This window comes from Natrarchaeobius chitinivorans, from assembly GCF_003841505.1.
GTDB classification, from domain to species: domain Archaea; phylum Halobacteriota; class Halobacteria; order Halobacteriales; family Natrialbaceae; genus Natrarchaeobius; species Natrarchaeobius chitinivorans.
Genome location: NZ_REGA01000002.1, coordinates 42,045 through 58,508 on the forward strand (window position 1 = coordinate 42,045; position 16,464 = coordinate 58,508).

At 60.6% G+C, this 16,464-nt stretch carries 15 protein-coding genes; 9 read left to right on the forward strand and 6 right to left on the reverse strand.

Annotated features, from left to right (window positions below):
• Position 1: 1 nt before the first annotated feature.
• The 5 genes from EA473_RS02620 (at position 2) to EA473_RS02640 (ending at position 6,539) form a co-directional block, all read left to right on the forward strand.
• Entirely contained in the window at positions 2-1,648 is a 1,647-nt protein-coding gene (locus tag EA473_RS02620; RefSeq protein WP_124194121.1) for a PH domain-containing protein, read from the forward strand.
• 49 nt (positions 1,649-1,697) lie between these two features.
• Positions 1,698-3,113, forward strand: a complete 1,416-nt coding sequence (locus tag EA473_RS02625) for a class II fumarate hydratase (protein ID WP_124194122.1) — start codon at positions 1,698-1,700, stop codon at positions 3,111-3,113.
• A 229-nt stretch (positions 3,114-3,342) separates the two neighbouring features.
• Complete coding sequence (locus EA473_RS02630; RefSeq protein ID WP_124194123.1) at positions 3,343-3,576, forward strand: HVO_2901 family zinc finger protein; 234 nt, start codon at positions 3,343-3,345, stop codon at positions 3,574-3,576.
• 1,543 nt (positions 3,577-5,119) lie between these two features.
• Complete coding sequence (locus EA473_RS02635; RefSeq protein ID WP_124194124.1) at positions 5,120-5,512, forward strand: DUF5805 domain-containing protein; 393 nt, start codon at positions 5,120-5,122, stop codon at positions 5,510-5,512.
• Complete coding sequence (locus EA473_RS02640; protein ID WP_124194125.1) at positions 5,502-6,539, forward strand: tyrosine-type recombinase/integrase; 1,038 nt, start codon at positions 5,502-5,504, stop codon at positions 6,537-6,539. Before EA473_RS02635 ends, EA473_RS02640 begins: the two co-directional genes overlap by 11 nt.
• Positions 6,540-6,805: 266 nt before the next feature.
• Here EA473_RS02640 and EA473_RS02645 read toward each other — a convergent pair whose 3' ends face one another.
• From EA473_RS02645 to dph2, 5 genes are all read right to left on the reverse strand, one after another.
• A complete protein-coding gene (locus tag EA473_RS02645; protein ID WP_124194126.1) occupies positions 6,806-7,732 on the reverse strand; it encodes a hypothetical protein in 927 nt (308 codons plus the stop codon).
• 51 nt (positions 7,733-7,783) lie between these two features.
• A complete protein-coding gene (locus tag EA473_RS02650) occupies positions 7,784-9,529 on the reverse strand; it encodes an AAA family ATPase (protein ID WP_124194127.1) in 1,746 nt (581 codons plus the stop codon).
• Positions 9,530-9,608: 79 nt separating this feature from the next.
• On the reverse strand, positions 9,609-10,451 hold the full coding sequence (locus tag EA473_RS02655) for an MBL fold metallo-hydrolase (protein ID WP_124194128.1): 843 nt from the start codon (positions 10,449-10,451) through the stop codon (positions 9,609-9,611).
• Positions 10,452-10,579: 128 nt separating this feature from the next.
• Complete coding sequence (locus EA473_RS02660; protein WP_124194129.1) at positions 10,580-11,317, reverse strand: DUF7344 domain-containing protein; 738 nt, start codon at positions 11,315-11,317, stop codon at positions 10,580-10,582.
• A 264-nt stretch (positions 11,318-11,581) separates the two neighbouring features.
• Positions 11,582-12,631 carry a diphthamide biosynthesis enzyme Dph2 gene (dph2, locus tag EA473_RS02665; RefSeq protein WP_124194130.1) on the reverse strand — a complete coding sequence of 350 codons (1,050 nt, stop codon included), beginning with the start codon at positions 12,629-12,631 and terminating at the stop codon, positions 11,582-11,584.
• Positions 12,632-12,973: 342 nt separating this feature from the next.
• On the opposite strand from dph2, the gene EA473_RS02670 reads away from it, so the two are divergent.
• Both EA473_RS02670 and EA473_RS02675 read left to right on the forward strand, forming a co-directional pair.
• Positions 12,974-13,879 (forward strand): DUF7139 domain-containing protein, encoded by a 906-nt coding sequence (locus EA473_RS02670; protein ID WP_124194131.1) that lies wholly within the window; start codon positions 12,974-12,976, stop codon positions 13,877-13,879.
• Between the two features lie 97 nt (positions 13,880-13,976).
• A complete protein-coding gene (locus EA473_RS02675; protein WP_124194132.1) occupies positions 13,977-15,005 on the forward strand; it encodes a hypothetical protein in 1,029 nt (342 codons plus the stop codon).
• A gap of 36 nt (positions 15,006-15,041) precedes the next feature.
• Here EA473_RS02675 and EA473_RS02680 read toward each other — a convergent pair whose 3' ends face one another.
• On the reverse strand, positions 15,042-15,212 hold the full coding sequence (locus EA473_RS02680; RefSeq protein WP_124194133.1) for a zf-TFIIB domain-containing protein: 171 nt from the start codon (positions 15,210-15,212) through the stop codon (positions 15,042-15,044).
• Positions 15,213-15,377: 165 nt separating this feature from the next.
• Between EA473_RS02680 and EA473_RS02685 the strand changes: the two genes are divergently transcribed.
• Together EA473_RS02685 and EA473_RS02690 are read left to right on the forward strand one after the other, a co-directional pair.
• On the forward strand, positions 15,378-15,779 hold the full coding sequence (locus EA473_RS02685; protein WP_124194134.1) for a hypothetical protein: 402 nt from the start codon (positions 15,378-15,380) through the stop codon (positions 15,777-15,779).
• Between the two features lie 9 nt (positions 15,780-15,788).
• Entirely contained in the window at positions 15,789-16,427 is a 639-nt protein-coding gene (locus tag EA473_RS02690) for an METTL5 family protein (RefSeq protein ID WP_124194135.1), read from the forward strand.
• Positions 16,428-16,464: the final 37 nt, after the last annotated feature.

Sequence of the window (16,464 nt, forward strand, 5' to 3'; positions counted from 1 at the left end):
TATGAATCGACTCCATCCATTCAGCGCGGTGTCGATGGCCCTTCAGCGGGCGATCACCGGTTTCACTCTCCCGTTTTTCCTCGTCATCTTTCTCGCGAGCGTCGTCGACGTCGTCGACGCCAGCTGGGCGTTCGTGCTCGGCGTGATTGGGCTATTGGCCGGCGTCGCGTACGGACTTGCCTACTACTACCGCTTCGAGTACGGAATTACGCCGGACACGTTCGACGTCCAGTCCGGCGTCATCTCCCGGCGCTCTCGAGAGATTCCGTACGGTCGAATTCAGAACGTCGACGTCGCGCGAGGCGTCGTTCAGCGATTGCTCGGGCTCGCGGTCGTCTCCATCGAAACCGCAGGGGGTGGAAACACCGAAGCAACCCTCCGATTCGTCAGCGAAAGCGAAGCCGATCGGCTCCAGCACCAGATCCGTCGCCGGACGGCCGAAATCAAGGATCGCCAACGAAGCCGCGAACGCGACACCGAGACCGATCAGCGCGGGGAATCCACCGACGCTACGCCCGGTTCGGAGGCTCCATCGCCGGATCCGGACCCACGATCCGAACGAGAGGAACACGTCGACCCCACTCGAGTCGAGACGGGATATCGGAGCAGACGTCAACGGCTGTTCGACCTCCAGTCCAGGGAACTGCTCCTCTACTCGTTTACGACGTTTCGGCCCGCAGCCATCGCGGCAGTGCTGTTCGTCTTCTTTCTCGCGACCGATACGATCCTCGAGTACATGGTGACGGTCGCAAATCCGGTCGGCGGCCCCGAAGACCTCGAGAACGGAGACACCGGTAGTTACGGCATCCTGACGGTCGTTTCGATGATCAACGGCCTCCTCATCACGTATCTGTTGAGCGTCGCCTACACGTTCGCGACGTACTACGATTTCCGGCTCGGCAGGGTCGACGAGGACTTCGTCTACGAGCGGGGACTGCTCCAGCGATACAGCGGCTCCATTCCTGCGGAGAAAGTCCAGTCGGTGACGGTTACCGCAAATCCGATCCAGCGACTGATCGGGTACGCCGGGTTGTGGATCGAAACTGCGGGGTACGGTCCGGACAGTAGCGCGGGAAGCCAGTCGGCCGTTCCGTTCGCGGTCCGTCGACGCGTCTACACGTTCACGGAAAACCTCACCGGCGTCGAACGGCCGAAATTTCAGAAGCCGCCGACGATCGCTCGTCGGCGGTATCTGGTCCGCTATTCGATCGTTGCCGCTCTCTTCGTCGCGGTTGTATACGGGATCACACGGATCTCCCCGCTCGAGGGCTGGTATTTCGCTGCAGCCGTCTTCGTCGTCGTCCCGCCAGCGGCTCACCTCCGGTACGTCAACCTGGGGTACTACGTCGGCTCGGACCACCTCGTGATCCGCCGTGGATTCTGGCGGCGACGGACGACCGTTATCCCGTACTACCGAATTCAGACCCTTTCGACTCGGCGGTCGATCTTCCAGCGTCGCCTCGGAATCGCGTCGCTCGTCGTGGACACTGCGAGTTCCCGAACGTTCTTCTGGGCGACGCCGACCATCTACGACGTCGATCTCGAGGACGCGCGTGACGTCCAGGGTACCGGTCGAAAACGCCTCCAGTCCGCCCTCCGCGAACGGGCCCGATCGGACGACGTCGACATCTCCGTCGATTTCACCTGAACGGACCCGTTTCGGTGGATTTTACCTCGCCCACCGTGAGCCTCCGCCTATGGGAGACGAAGCCAATTATCGAATCGAAGCGGATAGCCTCGGGGAGATGAAGGTCCCGGCAAACGCCTACTGGGGAGCCCAGACCCAACGTGCCGTAGAGAACTTTCCGATTTCGGGCATCTCGTTCGGCCGACGCTTCGTCCGTGCGCTCGGCGTCGTCAAGAAAGCGGCCGCACAGGCCAACCGCGATCTCGACCTGATCGACGACGACGTCGCCGAAGCGATCGTCGCTGCCGCTGACGAGGTCATCGCTGGTGAACTCGACGATCAGTTCCCGGTCGACGTCTTCCAGACCGGCTCTGGCACCTCGTCGAACATGAACGCAAACGAGGTCATCGCCAACCGCGCCGCGGAGATCATGGGTGCCGATATCGGCGACCGCGTCGTCCACCCCAACGACCACGTCAACTACGGCCAGTCGAGTAACGACGTGATCCCGACCGCGATGCACGTCGCTTCCCTCGAGGCCGTCGAGAAAGACGTCATTCCGGCCCTCGATACGCTTCGGGAAGCGCTCGAGGAGAAAGAAGAGGAGTTCGACGACGTCGTCAAGACCGGACGAACCCACCTTCAGGACGCGACCCCGGTCACCCTCGGTCAGGAGTTCGGTGGCTACCGAACCCAAATCGAGAAGGGACTCTCCCGCGTCGACAAAGCTCGCGAGCACCTCGCCGAGCTCGCACTCGGCGGAACCGCGACCGGGACGGGCCTCAATACCCACGAGGAGTTCCCCGGGCGAGCCGCCGAGTACATCACGAAAGAGACCGGCGTTCAGTTCCGCGAAGCCGACGATCACTTCGAGGCGCAGGCGGCCCACGACGCGATGAGCGAAGCACACGGTGCGTTGCGCGTCGTCGCCGGCTCGCTCAACAAGATCGCAAACGACCTTCGACTGCTCGCGTCCGGACCGCGAAACGGACTGGGCGAACTCGAGCAGCCCGAAAACCAGCCCGGGTCGTCGATCATGCCCGGCAAGATCAACCCAGTCGTCGCCGAGGCGGTCAACCAGGTCCACAAGCAGGTCGTCGGGAACGACGCCGCCGTCTCGGCGGGAGCCGCGGAAGGACAGATCGACCTCAACCTGTACAAACCCGTCCTCGCGCACAACTTCCTCCAGTCGGCCGAACTGATCGCCAACTCGAGTCAGGTCTTCGCAGAGCGATTCGTCCGCAAACTCGAAGCCAACCGAGAACACTGTGCGGACGCCGTCGAGCAGTCGATGGCGCTCGCCACCTCGCTGAACGTGCACATCGGTTACGACAAGGCGAGCGAAGTGGCGAAAACAGCACTCAAAGAGAACAAGACGGTCAGAGAAGTCGTCCTCGAGAAAGGGTACCTCGACGAATCGGAGGCCGACGAGGTACTCGACCCCGCGAAGATGACCGAACGCGGCATCCTCGGTCGAGACGAGTAACCCCCTGTCGCCGATATCGGACCAATAGTATTATTTCTGTCACACTCACAGAACCCCGATTTTCGAACTCGGTTTCGAGTCAACCTGACATGGAACGAGACGTCTGTACGCATCCGGTCTCGATGCCAGCCGGCGGGTATTCGATCGCCGCATCTACCCGAACCAGCGACTTTCCCGGCGCAATAAAAGAACCCAAGCAGTTTTGAGGGATGGTCGCGTCAGACAAAATATGCACACCTGTCGCAACTGCAACCAGTCGTTCCAGACCGAACTAGCACTCGAGTTACACCGGGACACATGTAAGAAAGGACAACTATTCTGCCAGGTATGTGGGGACCGATTCCGGGAAGGAGAAGCGACCCAGGACGGCTGGCACTACGAGTGTCCGAGCAACGAATGTGACGGTAACGGACTGCAGGAAGACCTATATCACGTCGAAGACGTTCGAACGGCAACGCACTGATACGGTTTCCTGCCCCGACGTACCGGCACACCCGCCGCCCGGGTCGCTGGTACGCCGGAACTGATGGACAGTAATCCGTCCCCTCGAGTGCTGTCCGGTCACCTCTGATTCGACACGAACGGGCGTGAGTGCCTGTCTGCCCCTGACTCGGATCCGTCTCACTACCGTGGCCGTTTTCGACCGATCGAGGACCATTGTGTATATCACTATGATGTTTATGAGTTCGGCCTGAGACAGTACCATCCGGAACAACAGCGGGGCCTCAGATGAACGTCGTGGGGGATTTCACCCGATTACGACGTTGCTCCTGGTGGGTCCTGCAACGATCCACACACCGACTGCACAGCCCCGTATGGCCCGATGTGCAGTGACGTGGCGTAGTAACCAGAAAAGAACTGAAACGGTTTAGACGTCGATCGCACAGCTCACAAGTCACTACGTTTCCCGTTCGCTGTTCCGTGGTTCTCGCTCACTTCGTTCGCTCACGGGTCGTTCCTCCCTGTTCGCCGATCCGCGGTTCTCGCTCACTTCGTTCTGCTCACGGGTCGTTCCTCCCCGTTCGCCAATCCACGGTTCTCGCTCACTTCGTTCGCTCCGAACCGCGTACGCTCCGAACCGCGTACGCTCCGAACCGCGTACGCTCCAAACCGTGCCCTCCGGACCTCGCTCTCGTCGTGCGATCGGGTGTGTGCTGACGTTCAGTGACTACTATAGAGACCACCCGCTCGAGCCGTACTACCGGCACGAAATGCTCGTGAGTGTGGACATACCCTTTCTCTCGGAGTCCAATCCCTCGAGTGGCGCTGACAGACGTATTTCCGGACGGTGACTGCGACTGTCCACCGAAATTCCCGACCGACGACGGTCGAGCGGACTGTCCCAGCTGGCCTCGACATCAGACACCTCGTTGCAGGACCCGCTTCCAGTAGCCGAGGGGATGTCTATGGGCCAATGAGCCCCGCTTTCTCGTGGTTTTGCGGCGGATGACTGCCTTTCACCGCGCTCAGGCCGGCCTGAGCTCGTATCGGACGCGGTTTCTCGAGTGGTTGTTTGTCTCGTTCGTCTCGTGTTCTGTCAGCGGCGCTACCGATGGAATCGATCAGTCGTCGTCTGTGCGTTCGAACGCGACCGCGAACACCATCGATCGCGTTTCATTCCCTGGTTTCTTTCAGGGCTAGCACGCTGTGAGAAGTCACTCGGCGGGGTCCGGATTCAATCTTCTGTTGGGTTTGGCTTCGCCCAGTAGTCGACGCGTCGAAAGCCAGTTGCGGTCGTTCCGGGAGGAGAACTAACTGATCAGTGACTCGTTTGAACCGGCCAGTGGCGATGATACGGGAGACAGAATACCCGGCACTACGTCTACTTATCCAAACTTGTGTCCCGCAGATGGGGGATATTATATCTTGACTAATGGCCCTGAAGAGTATATTATCCAAACTAATGGAGACAATTGCGTCGCAAAACTATTCATAGAAATCAAGATAAGGTCACTTAGATGGATTGGTGGGGAAGGTTGAAGGTCGTCCGATATGATGGGTTCTGTATGAGCGATTCCGCGGATACCTCTCGAAAATCCATCAAGACGTACCTGCCCGCGTACCAGAAAGCCGAGTGGCAATCTCACGCCGACGAACTGGATATGAGCCAGAGCGAGTTCGTTCGAACCATGGTTCAGGCCGGACGAAAGGGGTTCACATCCGGCCACGAGGAACCTACTTCTCCCGGGTCAGACCCTGGGGGTAACGCCCTCGAAACACGGGTGCTAAAATTACTCGGTAATGACACGTACTCGTGGAACGAGTTACTGGAAGCGGTCAGTGACGACGTGGAGTCCCGACTCGAGGATGCCCTCGAGGAACTGCAGTCGAACAATCGCGTTCGATACAGCGGACGCCACGGCGGATACACGCTGGTGGAGGACGGCGATGGCAACTGAAGCGACGGTCGCGGACGTGGACGATCCGATCGCGTACTTTCTCGACGACCAGCGCTATCACGGGAAAAGCGAACGGACGCTTGAGGCCTACGAACGGGTCCTCAGAGAGTTCGAAACGTTCGTCGACGGGGAGTTTTCGATCGCGGAACTCGAGGCGGCCAGCAGACGGGAGTGTATGGCGTGGGTGCACTCGCTTCGGGGCCGGTACGAATCGAGTACGGTCGCGACCTACGCGTCGTATCTCAACCGGTTTTACGACTATATGAATCGCATCGGGGCGTTCGACGACAATCCGATGGCACTCGTCATGGAGGAGATGTCGGAATCGATCGATTCGAACCCGACCCGTCGGGACATCTCGGTCGCCGAAATGCGCTCGTTCGTCGAATCGATCGCCCACCCCCTCGAACGAGCGATGGTTGTGACGCTGTTGAAGACCGGTATGCGTGTCGGAGAGCTCTGTAACCTCGATCTTCGCGATCTCTTTCTCGAGGTCGACGAACTGGAGTTCGGGTGGGACGCCAGGGTCGAACTCGATCATCGCCAGTCGTCGCTTTTCGTGTCGGCTGCACCCTCGCGAGGGGAGGCACTCAACGACGAGAAACGGACGGCCTCAAACAAACGAAAGCGGGATACCGTCGTCCCCGTCGACGGCGAACTTCGGACGGCCCTGCTCGAGTGGCTCGCGATTCGCCCGGATCCCGTGTCGCCGGCGGATCCACTGTTCGTCGATACGCGAAATTCCTGGGGGCAACGGGTTAAGCCCTCGGACGTCCGGTACGTCGTCGAAAAGCACGGTCGAGAACACGGCTGGTATCGGACCGGCGGCGGAACGACGGAAAACGTAACGCCACACTACTTCAGACACTTCTTTACGACTCACTTGCGCGATCGGACCGGTGATCGGGGTATCGTCCAGTACCTTCGCGGTGACGTCGCCAGCGACGTGATCGATACCTACACGCACGACTGGGGAGACCGCGTTCGAGCAACGTATCTCGACCATATTTACTCGATAGTCGAATAATATTCGACACAAATCCGGATTGTGTCTGTTGTCTCTCGAGCGAATAAACTACATTACGATATATCAATTGATGGCGGTGGTCTCCCACTTGTCCGGAATCGAAACTTCGCCACAACAACGATCTCCAGACTGATCGGGTTAGAAAAGCGCGTCGCTGTGGATACCTTTCGTCAAAATAGTAAATGGACCGGCAGTCATTTTCCCCGTAATCCTCGACGAGGGTCGGTCCCAACTCGAGTCTGCTCTCGAGAGACGGGCCGATCCGTTCAAGAACTGACGGCGAGTTCCGTCTCGAGGTCGGCTCCGTTCAGTAGGCCGCGTATCGTTTCGACCGTTTCTGTGACTTCCGGCGTGTTTTCGAGGAGAACGGTTTCGCTCGGAAAGAGCCGTTCACCGAGTACCAGACCGTGTTCCCGGGCTGTCGATCCGGTCATCGTCAGGTAGACGCCGATTCCGGTCTCGGCGATGGCCGCCTCCTCTTCGCGGCCGTCGGCCGGGTACTGGAACTCTATCCCGGCAAGCGTTTTCGTTCCGAGAACGGCTCGAACCAGGCGTTCGTACCGTGGCTCGATACACAGCGGCCCCTCGTAGCGCTCGAGAAACGCGCGGTCGATCGATTCCGCCGAGGGTGTCACGTCGGGTGTCGCCATCAGCGTATGAAAGACTGTGTCACCGAGTCCAGTCACGACCCGGACGTCGGAGTCGGCAGGATCGATCCGCGCGTTTACGTCCGCGATTCGGTCGAGCGGTTCCGGACGGAGTTCGACGACCTCCTCTAAGACGAGATCGGCGCTGTCGAATCCGAGAGCGAACTCGTGGGTTCTCAGCGCACGGAACGGTTCCTCCCTGCCGACGAGCTGGACGACGGTATCGGCCGGGACGCCGTCGACATCGTCGAGCGGGATCGTCACGCTATCGAAGACGATGCGGCGGGGTTTCCCGGCCCGGTCGTCGCGGACGAGCGTGTACTCGGGCAGTCTCGGATCGGTGACCGTGCTGTACTCCGCGAGGCGGCGGTAGACGTCGTCTCCGTCGGATTCGAGGGTTCCTTTCGTGACCGCTTTCTCGTGACGGAGAGTCGACGTAATCTCGTCTGCGAGGCCTTCGACGCCGAACCGGCGAGCGAACCGATCGAGTACCGACTCGAGAGGTCGTCCTTTTCGGGGTACGGCGATCGGAATCGTCTCGCCCATCGGGAGAAGTTCGATCGGCGACGGATAAACGAGTTGCGTTTCAAAGAGGGGTCAGCTGTCGGAGAACATCGAGCCGAGCTGTTCGCGCCAGTCCTGAATGTCGGTCACGTCCGCGCGAACGTCCTCGAGATCGGATTCGACGGTCTCGAGTGTGTCCGTTACGGATTCGACGTCGTCTTCGACGGATTCGAGCCCGTCTTCCAGTCCGTCCACGTCGTCTTCGACCGTCGTGACCGTCTCCTCGAGGTCGTCGACGTCGTCCGTCACGGTTCGGACGTCGCCTTCGACCGACTCGAGGTCGTCGGCAACGGCTTCGAGGTCGTCTTCGTTCGCATCCGTCCGCTCGGAGACCTCCTTGACGTCGCCTTCGAGATCGGTCACCCACTCGGTTAGCGTCTCGGCTTCGGATTCGACCTCGTCGATCCTGGTACCGTTGGTTCCCAGTTGCTCTTCGACCGAGTCGAGCTTTTCGTCGAACTCGGCGACTTCGTTTCGGAGGTTCTCGATGATCTCCTGTCCGGTGCCGTGCTCACCGATAAACTCCTCGAGTGCACCCGCATACGCGGCGACTTCCTCGACTCGAGACTGGAGGTGGCCGATCTTCACCTGGTCGAGGTTAGACGGCTCGGTCTCGAATTCCGACCGGAGAACCGAGAGGTCGTCGTCGTCGACGGTGCCGTCGCGAATCTCCGTTGCGAGGCGCGCGCCGAGCGATTCGGGCGGTGCTGTGTCTGTCGTCGTTTCCTCGGGTTCGTCGACGTCTGCTGGTTCCGATTCCGTATCGCCTTCTAATACGGCCGCTGCGTCGGCGTCCTCCTCGGCCGACACGGCTTCGGCGTCGGTCTCAGTATCCGCCGCCTCGGCATCGGCGTCGGGTTCCGATTCCGTATCGGCTTCCGGGGAGTCCACAGCGGTTCCGTCGTCGGGTTCCGCCGACTCCGCCTCGAGTTCGCTGTCAGCCGGCTCTCCGCCGTCGTCGGCCGCAACGTCGTCCTCGGAGTCGACGGGTTCGTCGGCCTCCGCGAGGTCGTCCGATAAATCTCCCGTCGATTCGGTCGGCGGCTCCTCGTCTGCGAGGTCAAGTGTAATCTCCGGTTCGTCGTCGCTCGTCTCGGACTCGGAGGCCGTATCGTCGGGTTCGGGTATCTCCTCTTCGCCGAAGTCGAGGTCGATGTCCGGTGTGTCGTCGGTCGGTTCCTCGTCCGTGACCTCGACCGGTTCGGTGTCGACGTCTCCCAGGTCGAGATCGAGATCGAGGTCCTCGTCGCCATCGTCGTCGGCGTCGTCGGTGTCGTCCTCACCTTCCAGCCCGGGGACTGACTCGGAGTCGCCCGCGAGCATATCCTTGACCGGCTGGTTTCGATCGTCGGAGACGATGCTGTCGATGACGCCGTCTTCGACTTGCTCCCGATTCGAACTCGAGTCGTCTTCGGAACTTACCTCGACGATCGTGGGTTCGGTCAGAAATCGATTTGCGGTCTCGGGATCGTCGATTCGGATTCCGTACACCGTTACGAGCAGGTCGTCGGGATCGAGCGTGCCGGTGAACTCGACGTGGTTGTCCTGAAACGCGGTCCACTCGTCGCTGTGGTAGTCGGGGTGGAACCCGACCTTGTCCATTGGGAACGATTCGGGAATGTCTTCGGAGAGTCGAAACGCGACCTGTTCGTCACGATCCGATTCGATCTCGAATTTGATTGCGGGTACTGGAAACTCGTCCGCCGTGAACGATTTCCGGACGGCCAACCCGTCGGAACTGACTTCGATCACGTCGTCCGTGTCGGCGGTGCTACTCATGGACACAACGTTGCTGTACCATTACTATAAATGGTACGGACAGTATCAAATATGAGTCATTACCGGCCGGTGACCCGACTCACTCGAGGTCGATGCGATCGCCGATTTCGATGACGTCGACCTGCCTCGGGTGTTCGAAGCTCTTGGCGTGGTGATAGAGCACCTTCGGATCCGAGGTGAGTCCTCGCCACATGTCCCAGTGACTCGGCAGGAGGCGATCCAGTTCCAGGGCGCTCGCGATCTCGATGATCTGGTTCTCGTCGTTGTACCAGCGGGTTCGCTTTGGCTCTCCCGTCTCTTTGTCCGCGATCTGGCCGACGGTTCCGAACGCGAGGATGCCGACGTCGATGTCGTACTCCGTGCCGATCCGTTCGAACTCGTCGTTCGGTTTCGTATCGCCGCCGTGAAAGAGGGTTCCCGCGTCGTGTTCGAAGACGTAGCTTACCGGATGGGTGGCGTCCGGATCGTGTGCGTCCTCGACGTGTACCGTAAACTCGCCGATCTCGAGGGTGTCACCTTCGGTGACTTCGGAGAACTGCCCGTCGTCGACGTCCCACGCTTGCGTCCATTCCTCTTCGTCACGTGCGACGTCGAGGCTATCGTCCGGGGCGTAAAACGTCGCGTCCGTATTCTCCAGGATCGGGGCCTGACTCGGGCCGTGTACGTGATCGGTGTGTTCGTGGGTCGCGAGCACCGCGTCGGCGTCCGTCACGTCCGCGGGGTCGAACGGAACGGGGATCATCCGAACCGTCCGCGGTGGATATCCGAGCCCGACGTACGGATCGACGTACACCGTCGTCCCTTCGCTGCCTTTGAGGATGAACCCGTTACAGCCGAGATACCAGACTGCCACGCCGTCAGGGGTCGCATCCTCGACGTCACGGACGAGCCAGTCGCCCCAGTCGCTTTGAATCTCCGTCATACTCGACGGTGTGCGCACCGACCGGGTAAACGTTGTCGTATCCGGACGGCCAGTCGCCGGCGTCACTGGGTGACTGCACGGAATCGGGCCACGAGCTCGACTGCACGGAATCGGGCCACGAGTTCCGACTACGCGTTTCCGCGCCCACTGACGGCGGCTGCTAACGGTGTCGACTCGTCGTCACCATCGGTGTCAGCCGACTCGTCGGTGAGCCGGTCGACGGCCAGTATCGGGTGGCCGTCGTAGGAGATGTGATTCTCAGCGTGGTCGTACTCGAGGAGCCCCGCGTCGTCGAGGAGGGGAAGGTGTACGTGGACGAGGTCGGCCTGTACTCGATCCACCCGTTTCGCTGAAACCGCGTGGACCGTCGTTTCGGCTTCCCGGGCCGCCACGCTTCGAGCGAGTGTTTCGACGGAGACCGAACGGTTCCAATCCTCGAGTACGGACAGGAGAGTCCGACGACGCGAGTCCGCGATCACGCCGAATATCGTGCTCAGTACGTCGTCGGATTCGTCCGTGTGGCCCACGAGGACCGCTTCGATCTGGGGCGTCCCGAAAAACCAGTGATCGGTCGTGACGACGCGCTCGTCGCCGTCGATCTCGAGGAGGCCCGCGTCGATCAACGCCGGGAGCTGTCGGTGTCGACAGTCGACGAGGGCGCGTTGACGTTCGTCGTCGGTGACCGAACCGGGTGGTTTATCGTTCGTTACCGCGGCAAACTCGACCGAAAGCTCCGTTTTCTCGATGCCGTCGGGCGATCGATCGTGAACGATCGCCAGGAGAGTCCGTCGGTGGTCGTCTGCAAGCGAGCGGAACGCGGCGTCGCGGGACCTGGTCGATCGGTCGGTGGGTGCGGTGGTATTCATCGACTACTGGTCCGTGCGGTTTGGGCAAAAGGACTTCCCCAAACAGATTTGGATTCAACGTCGTATTACTGGATGTTCGTGGCTTATCTAGTGTCTCTGCTCGAATAACGTTACTATTTGCAGAGCGATCCGTTCAAATTGATAGATGGTCACTCTGGATTGTCAGTTCCGCGAGAGAGAGGTCGACGAGGTCGTCGGAGCCCTGTCGACCAGGTGCCGCCGACACACCGCGGGGAACTGGGCTTCGTGAAGGCGACTGACCGGTTACCAGGTGCCGTGGAAGGTATCGAACGAGAGGTTCTCAAGCGGTTCGTTTCCGACGGCGATTTCGTACTCGCCGGGAGTGAGCATCGGCTTGTGAAACTGTGGGCCGTCGTCGGTCGTAATTCGTGGACAGCCGGTGTTGACGAACGCGTCCATGTCGAAGTTGCGGAGTCTGTCGGGGGTCACCTCGTCCATCGTGATGAGGTAGGCGTCGTCGTTGTCGTCTATGATCTCCTGTGCCTGCTCCCAGCGTCCCTGTCCGATTTTGGTACAGAAGATAACCCCCCACTTCTCGGCGTCCATCGCCCGGTGGACCGCACCGTAGCGCTGTTTCAGGAACTTCTCCGTATCCGCGACGGTGACGACGTTGTTGACGGGATCGGCGATGACGACGTGTTTGTCCGGATGCTCCATCGCCAGTCCGAGGGGGTGAAACTTCCCGCCGCCGACGTACAGTACCTGATCCGCGGGAACGTCCGCGCTCGCGTAGTTACATCCGAGCACCTGTCCTTCGTGGGTCAGCCGATCGTCGCCACGACGGCTGTGGACCTCGTACCCTCGCTCTTCGAGGAACTCGGTCATCTCGTCGTACCGGTTCATGTGCTGGGCCGTAGTGACGAGGCCGACGTCACCCGTCTCCTCGGGCGACTCGAGGGTCTCGAGGGCCTCCGTCATGATCGGCAACACGTCGACGTTCGAGAACAGCGGCACGTAGATCACCTTGTCCGTGTCCTTCATCGGGGAGTGGCCGAAGTGGACGAAGACGTCGGTGCGTTTCATCAGGTAGGTGTCGAGGTCGCACGCGCCGTAACACGGCTGTCCCGAGAGCATGAACGTCACGTCGTCGTCCGCAAGGGCACGCAGATCGTCCGCGACGGCCGGGCCGCGTCGCTTCAATCCCTCGGGGAACTGCAGACCGACCTTCGTCGCGTCCCGCTTTTCGATCGCCTCGATGATCCGCTCGAGTTCGTAGTCCCACTCGCGATCGTGTTTGAGACGCATCCCCGTGTTCCGGAGGTCTCCCTCGGTCTGCTCCGACTCCTGACTCATTGACCGCCCTAACGGCCACGAACGTATAACGGCGGCGTTTCTTCGCCCCGTCGCCCGAGGGCCAAGGTGGTTCGAAGTCGCCGCTCGACAGTCGCCGCTCGCCTCGCGTAATTCGCGCAGGCGTTCGGTAAGTCGGGGAGATATAGTAGCCACTGGAAGTCAATGCACACCTGATCGCACGACGAGAGCGCGGTTCGGAGTGAGTGTAACGAACGAGAACCGCGATATAGCGAACGGGGAACGCAGTGACCCGTGAGCCGTGCGATCAGTGTGTAAATAGTTCCAGTTGTTACTATAATTTCAACCCAACAGTCATAGTACTGGAGTGTAAACAGGGTGTTAATGGCAGCGGAACCGCTCGGTAACGGTTATCTCTTCGACCTCTATCGCCGGTATATCGGCGAACCGGAGGACCGGACCGACGTCTACCTCGGCTTCGGCCTGTTCCTCGGTGGAATCGGACTGGCAGTCGTCGCGCTCGTGTTGTTTCTCTGGAGTAGCACGATCGAGGGGGGATCGCCCTCCTACCAGTGGGCGGAGCCAGCGTACGCGCTCGTGTTAGTGTCTCTTCCCGTCACGATGCTCGGGATAGTCGTCCTGTTGCCGTCCGAACGGCGGGTGCTGTATACGTCGATCGCCGGCGTCGCAATCACGCTTGGGGCAACCGCTGGCTTCGTCTACGCGTATCCGGCAGACTGGTACTTCCACGGCGAGGACTACACCGTCCAGGTCGTCGTAACGTACGCCGTTGGACTCGCGGCCATCTCCGCGTCGACGGGCACCGCACTCATCGCCCACTATCTCGACATGGCCCGTGCGGCCGACCGAGTCGACCTCGAGAACGAGGACGACTCGGACGCCGACACGGAGTCGTACTCCGACGAGGAGATTCAGGCGGACATCGACGAGGCGATGGAGGACGTCGAACTCTCCTGGGGCGGGGTCGAAAAGACCGAACACAGTCGGCTGAACTTCTCGGGCAACGAGTTCGACGACGTCGACGTCGACGTCCAGGCCAAGACGACTCGTTCGTCCGGCGTGGACGACCAGGTGGCGGGTCTCAAGGGGCTGAAAGGCGGAGAGACGAAGACGACGACCTCGAGTTCGACGGTCGACGATCAGACGGCGAAACTGAAACAACTCCGCGAGCAAAAGCAAGCAGAGGAGACGGCGTCTGCCGCCGGAGAGTCCGATTCGCTCCTGTCGACGGTGGTCGATCGGTTTCGGTCGGCTTTCGGGAGAGATTAATCGCTGTTTACTCCCGGAAATATAATATTGATCGCATATCTTTTCAAATAGAATTAAGGCACATAGATTTATAATCCGTCGGCCACCTTGCCCAACTATGGCCAAAGGCCTAGACGTCGGAACGATGAACATCCTGTCTGCACAGCAGGATGGGAACGACACGGTCTTCGTGCAACAGCGCAACTCCTTCGTGGAGATTGAATACTCGGATATGGCCGAGCAGATGCTCTCGCGAAGCGAAGTCCTTCACATTCGCAAAGACGACAAGGTGTACGTCGTCGGCGACGACGCCCTCAACTTTGCGAACATTTTCAACAAGGAAACCCGCCGCCCGATGAAACACGGGATCCTCTCGAACGACGAGAAGAGCGCGATTCCGATGATGAAACTCATCATCGAACAGGTCGTCGGCGAACCCGCCTATCCGGACGAGAAACTCTACTTCTCGACGCCGGCAGATCCGATCGACTCCGATCTGTCGACGCTTTACCACCAGAAAACCATCGAGTCGTTCCTCAACGACATGGGGTACGACGCGGAGCCGATCAACGAAGGGATGTCTGTCATCTACTCCGAACTGGCGGACAACAACTTCACCGGACTCGGGATTAGTTTCGGAGCCGGCATGACGAACGTCTGTCTGGCGTACTACGCAGTCCCCGTCATGAAGTTCTCCGTCGCCCGCGGTGGCGACTGGGTCGACGAGCAAGCCGCCCGCGCGACCGGCACGCCGGTCGACAAAGTCACCTCGATCAAAGAGGACGACTTCGAACTCGACTTCACGACCGACGTCGGCGGCGTCGAGGGCGCACTCTCGATTTACTACGAGAACCTGCTCGACTACGTCATCGAGAACATCGTCGACGAAGTCGACGAGGAAGACGTCGAAGAGGGACTCGACGTCCCCGTCGTCGTCACCGGCGGGACCTCGAGTCCCGACGGCTTCGAGGCGCTGTTCCGCGATCACCTCGAGGACGCGAACATTCCGTTCTCGATCAGCGGCGTCTCACACGCCAGTGAGCCCCTTTACAGCGTCGCCCGCGGTGGCCTGGTCGCTGCCCGTTCCGACGAAGACGTCGACCACGACGACGAAGAAGAAGCCGAAGCCGCTGCCGCAAGCGAGTAACGGCCGCGTTTCTTTCTCGCCAGAAATATCCGTCCGCTACGCCTCGTAGAACCGATTGAATGCGTCCTGCCAGGATTCGGATTCGGCCGGCGCGCTCTCGTGTTCGACCGGGATGTCCGCGTAAGCACAGTGAGGACAGGCGACGGTCGAGACGTCTCCGAGCGCGAGCCGTTCGAGCGAACCCTGACATCGAGGGCACTCGTCCATACGGAATCTTCTCGGGGCCCGTCCTTAACTCTATTCGAACGTATCGTGAAACATACGATTCGCCCTGGACTGACCTCGAGGTACGCTTTCTCCTGTCGAACCACGAGCGTATTACTACTGTGCATTTACAAAGGTTTTTGTATGCAGTTCATGTATTCGGTGGTAATGAGTACGACCACGTCTTCCGAGTTCGAACCGACGATCGAGCGCTGTCGGCCCGCGGACGTCACGCCCGTTGCACTCGAGGCCGCCGCCCTCGAGTCGACGGCACCCGAGTACCTCCGTGACCTCAAACGCGAGTTCGCAGCGGAGGGACTCGTCCCTGCCGGGCTGACGGTCGAGGCCCGTTTCGACGAGGACTGTTCGCTCGCAACCCAGGAGGAGATTGACCGGATTCGCGGCTACGTCCGCGCCGGTGCCTTCCTCGGCGTCGGGTCGGTTTCGGTCACCGTCGACGACGTCGCGAACCCGGAGAAGGTTCGTCCGGCACTCGCCGCCTGTGCAGAACGGGCGGAACGCGAAGGAATCGTTCTGGATCTCGAGGCACCGCTCGCGGTCGAGAACTGATCGGACGGGATGGCGGGACTCTCGCGGCGACAACTGGCTCGAGTACTCGAGTCACTCGAAGATTTTGCCGATCCTTCGGTCGAACTCGAACAGTACCTCACTCCGCCGGACCTCGCCGCCCACCTTACTCATCTGGCGAATTTACAGGGAGACCTCGATCGGCGGGTGATCGATCTCGGCACCGGGACGGGGATGCTCGCGATCGCGGCGTCGCTCGCAGGAGCCGAACGGGTCGTCGGGATCGACGTCGATCCGAACGCACTCTCGTTGGCGCGACACAACGCGTCCGTCGTCGATTCGGACGGGGGTCGCATTGACGGCCTCGAGTGGGTTCGCGGCGACGTAACGCGCCATCCGTTTTCCATCACCGGCGCGACGGTGGTCTCGAACCCACCGTTCGGCGCACAGCGGGGCAATCGCCACGCGGATCGAGCGTTCCTCGAAACGGCACGAGAGCTCGCGGGCGTCTCCTACACGATCCACAACGAGGGAAGCCAGGCGTTCGTGGAGTCGTTCACGGCTGACGGCGACGGCGAGGTGACCCACGCGTTCCGGGCGACGTTCCCGATCGAGCGACGGTTTGACTTTCACACCGCGGACCGGGAGACACTCAAGGCGGAGGTGTTTCGGATCGAGTGGAACCGGTAATCCGGCCTCCAGAGGCCGGCCGGTCACCCCTCGGTCG

Coding starts and splice junctions, on each gene's coding strand:
- EA473_RS02620 (WP_124194121.1), top strand. CDS start 2: ATGAATCGACTCCATCCATTCAGCGCGGTGTCGATGGCCCTTCAGCGG.
- EA473_RS02625 (WP_124194122.1), top strand. CDS start 1,698: ATGGGAGACGAAGCCAATTATCGAATCGAAGCGGATAGCCTCGGGGAG.
- EA473_RS02630 (WP_124194123.1), top strand. CDS start 3,343: ATGCACACCTGTCGCAACTGCAACCAGTCGTTCCAGACCGAACTAGCA.
- EA473_RS02635 (WP_124194124.1), top strand. CDS start 5,120: ATGAGCGATTCCGCGGATACCTCTCGAAAATCCATCAAGACGTACCTG.
- EA473_RS02640 (WP_124194125.1), top strand. CDS start 5,502: ATGGCAACTGAAGCGACGGTCGCGGACGTGGACGATCCGATCGCGTAC.
- EA473_RS02645 (WP_124194126.1), bottom strand. CDS start 7,732: ATGGGCGAGACGATTCCGATCGCCGTACCCCGAAAAGGACGACCTCTC.
- EA473_RS02650 (WP_124194127.1), bottom strand. CDS start 9,529: ATGAGTAGCACCGCCGACACGGACGACGTGATCGAAGTCAGTTCCGAC.
- EA473_RS02655 (WP_124194128.1), bottom strand. CDS start 10,451: ATGACGGAGATTCAAAGCGACTGGGGCGACTGGCTCGTCCGTGACGTC.
- EA473_RS02660 (WP_124194129.1), bottom strand. CDS start 11,317: ATGAATACCACCGCACCCACCGACCGATCGACCAGGTCCCGCGACGCC.
- dph2 (WP_124194130.1), bottom strand. CDS start 12,631: ATGAGTCAGGAGTCGGAGCAGACCGAGGGAGACCTCCGGAACACGGGG.
- EA473_RS02670 (WP_124194131.1), top strand. CDS start 12,974: ATGGCAGCGGAACCGCTCGGTAACGGTTATCTCTTCGACCTCTATCGC.
- EA473_RS02675 (WP_124194132.1), top strand. CDS start 13,977: ATGGCCAAAGGCCTAGACGTCGGAACGATGAACATCCTGTCTGCACAG.
- EA473_RS02680 (WP_124194133.1), bottom strand. CDS start 15,212: ATGGACGAGTGCCCTCGATGTCAGGGTTCGCTCGAACGGCTCGCGCTC.
- EA473_RS02685 (WP_124194134.1), top strand. CDS start 15,378: ATGAGTACGACCACGTCTTCCGAGTTCGAACCGACGATCGAGCGCTGT.
- EA473_RS02690 (WP_124194135.1), top strand. CDS start 15,789: ATGGCGGGACTCTCGCGGCGACAACTGGCTCGAGTACTCGAGTCACTC.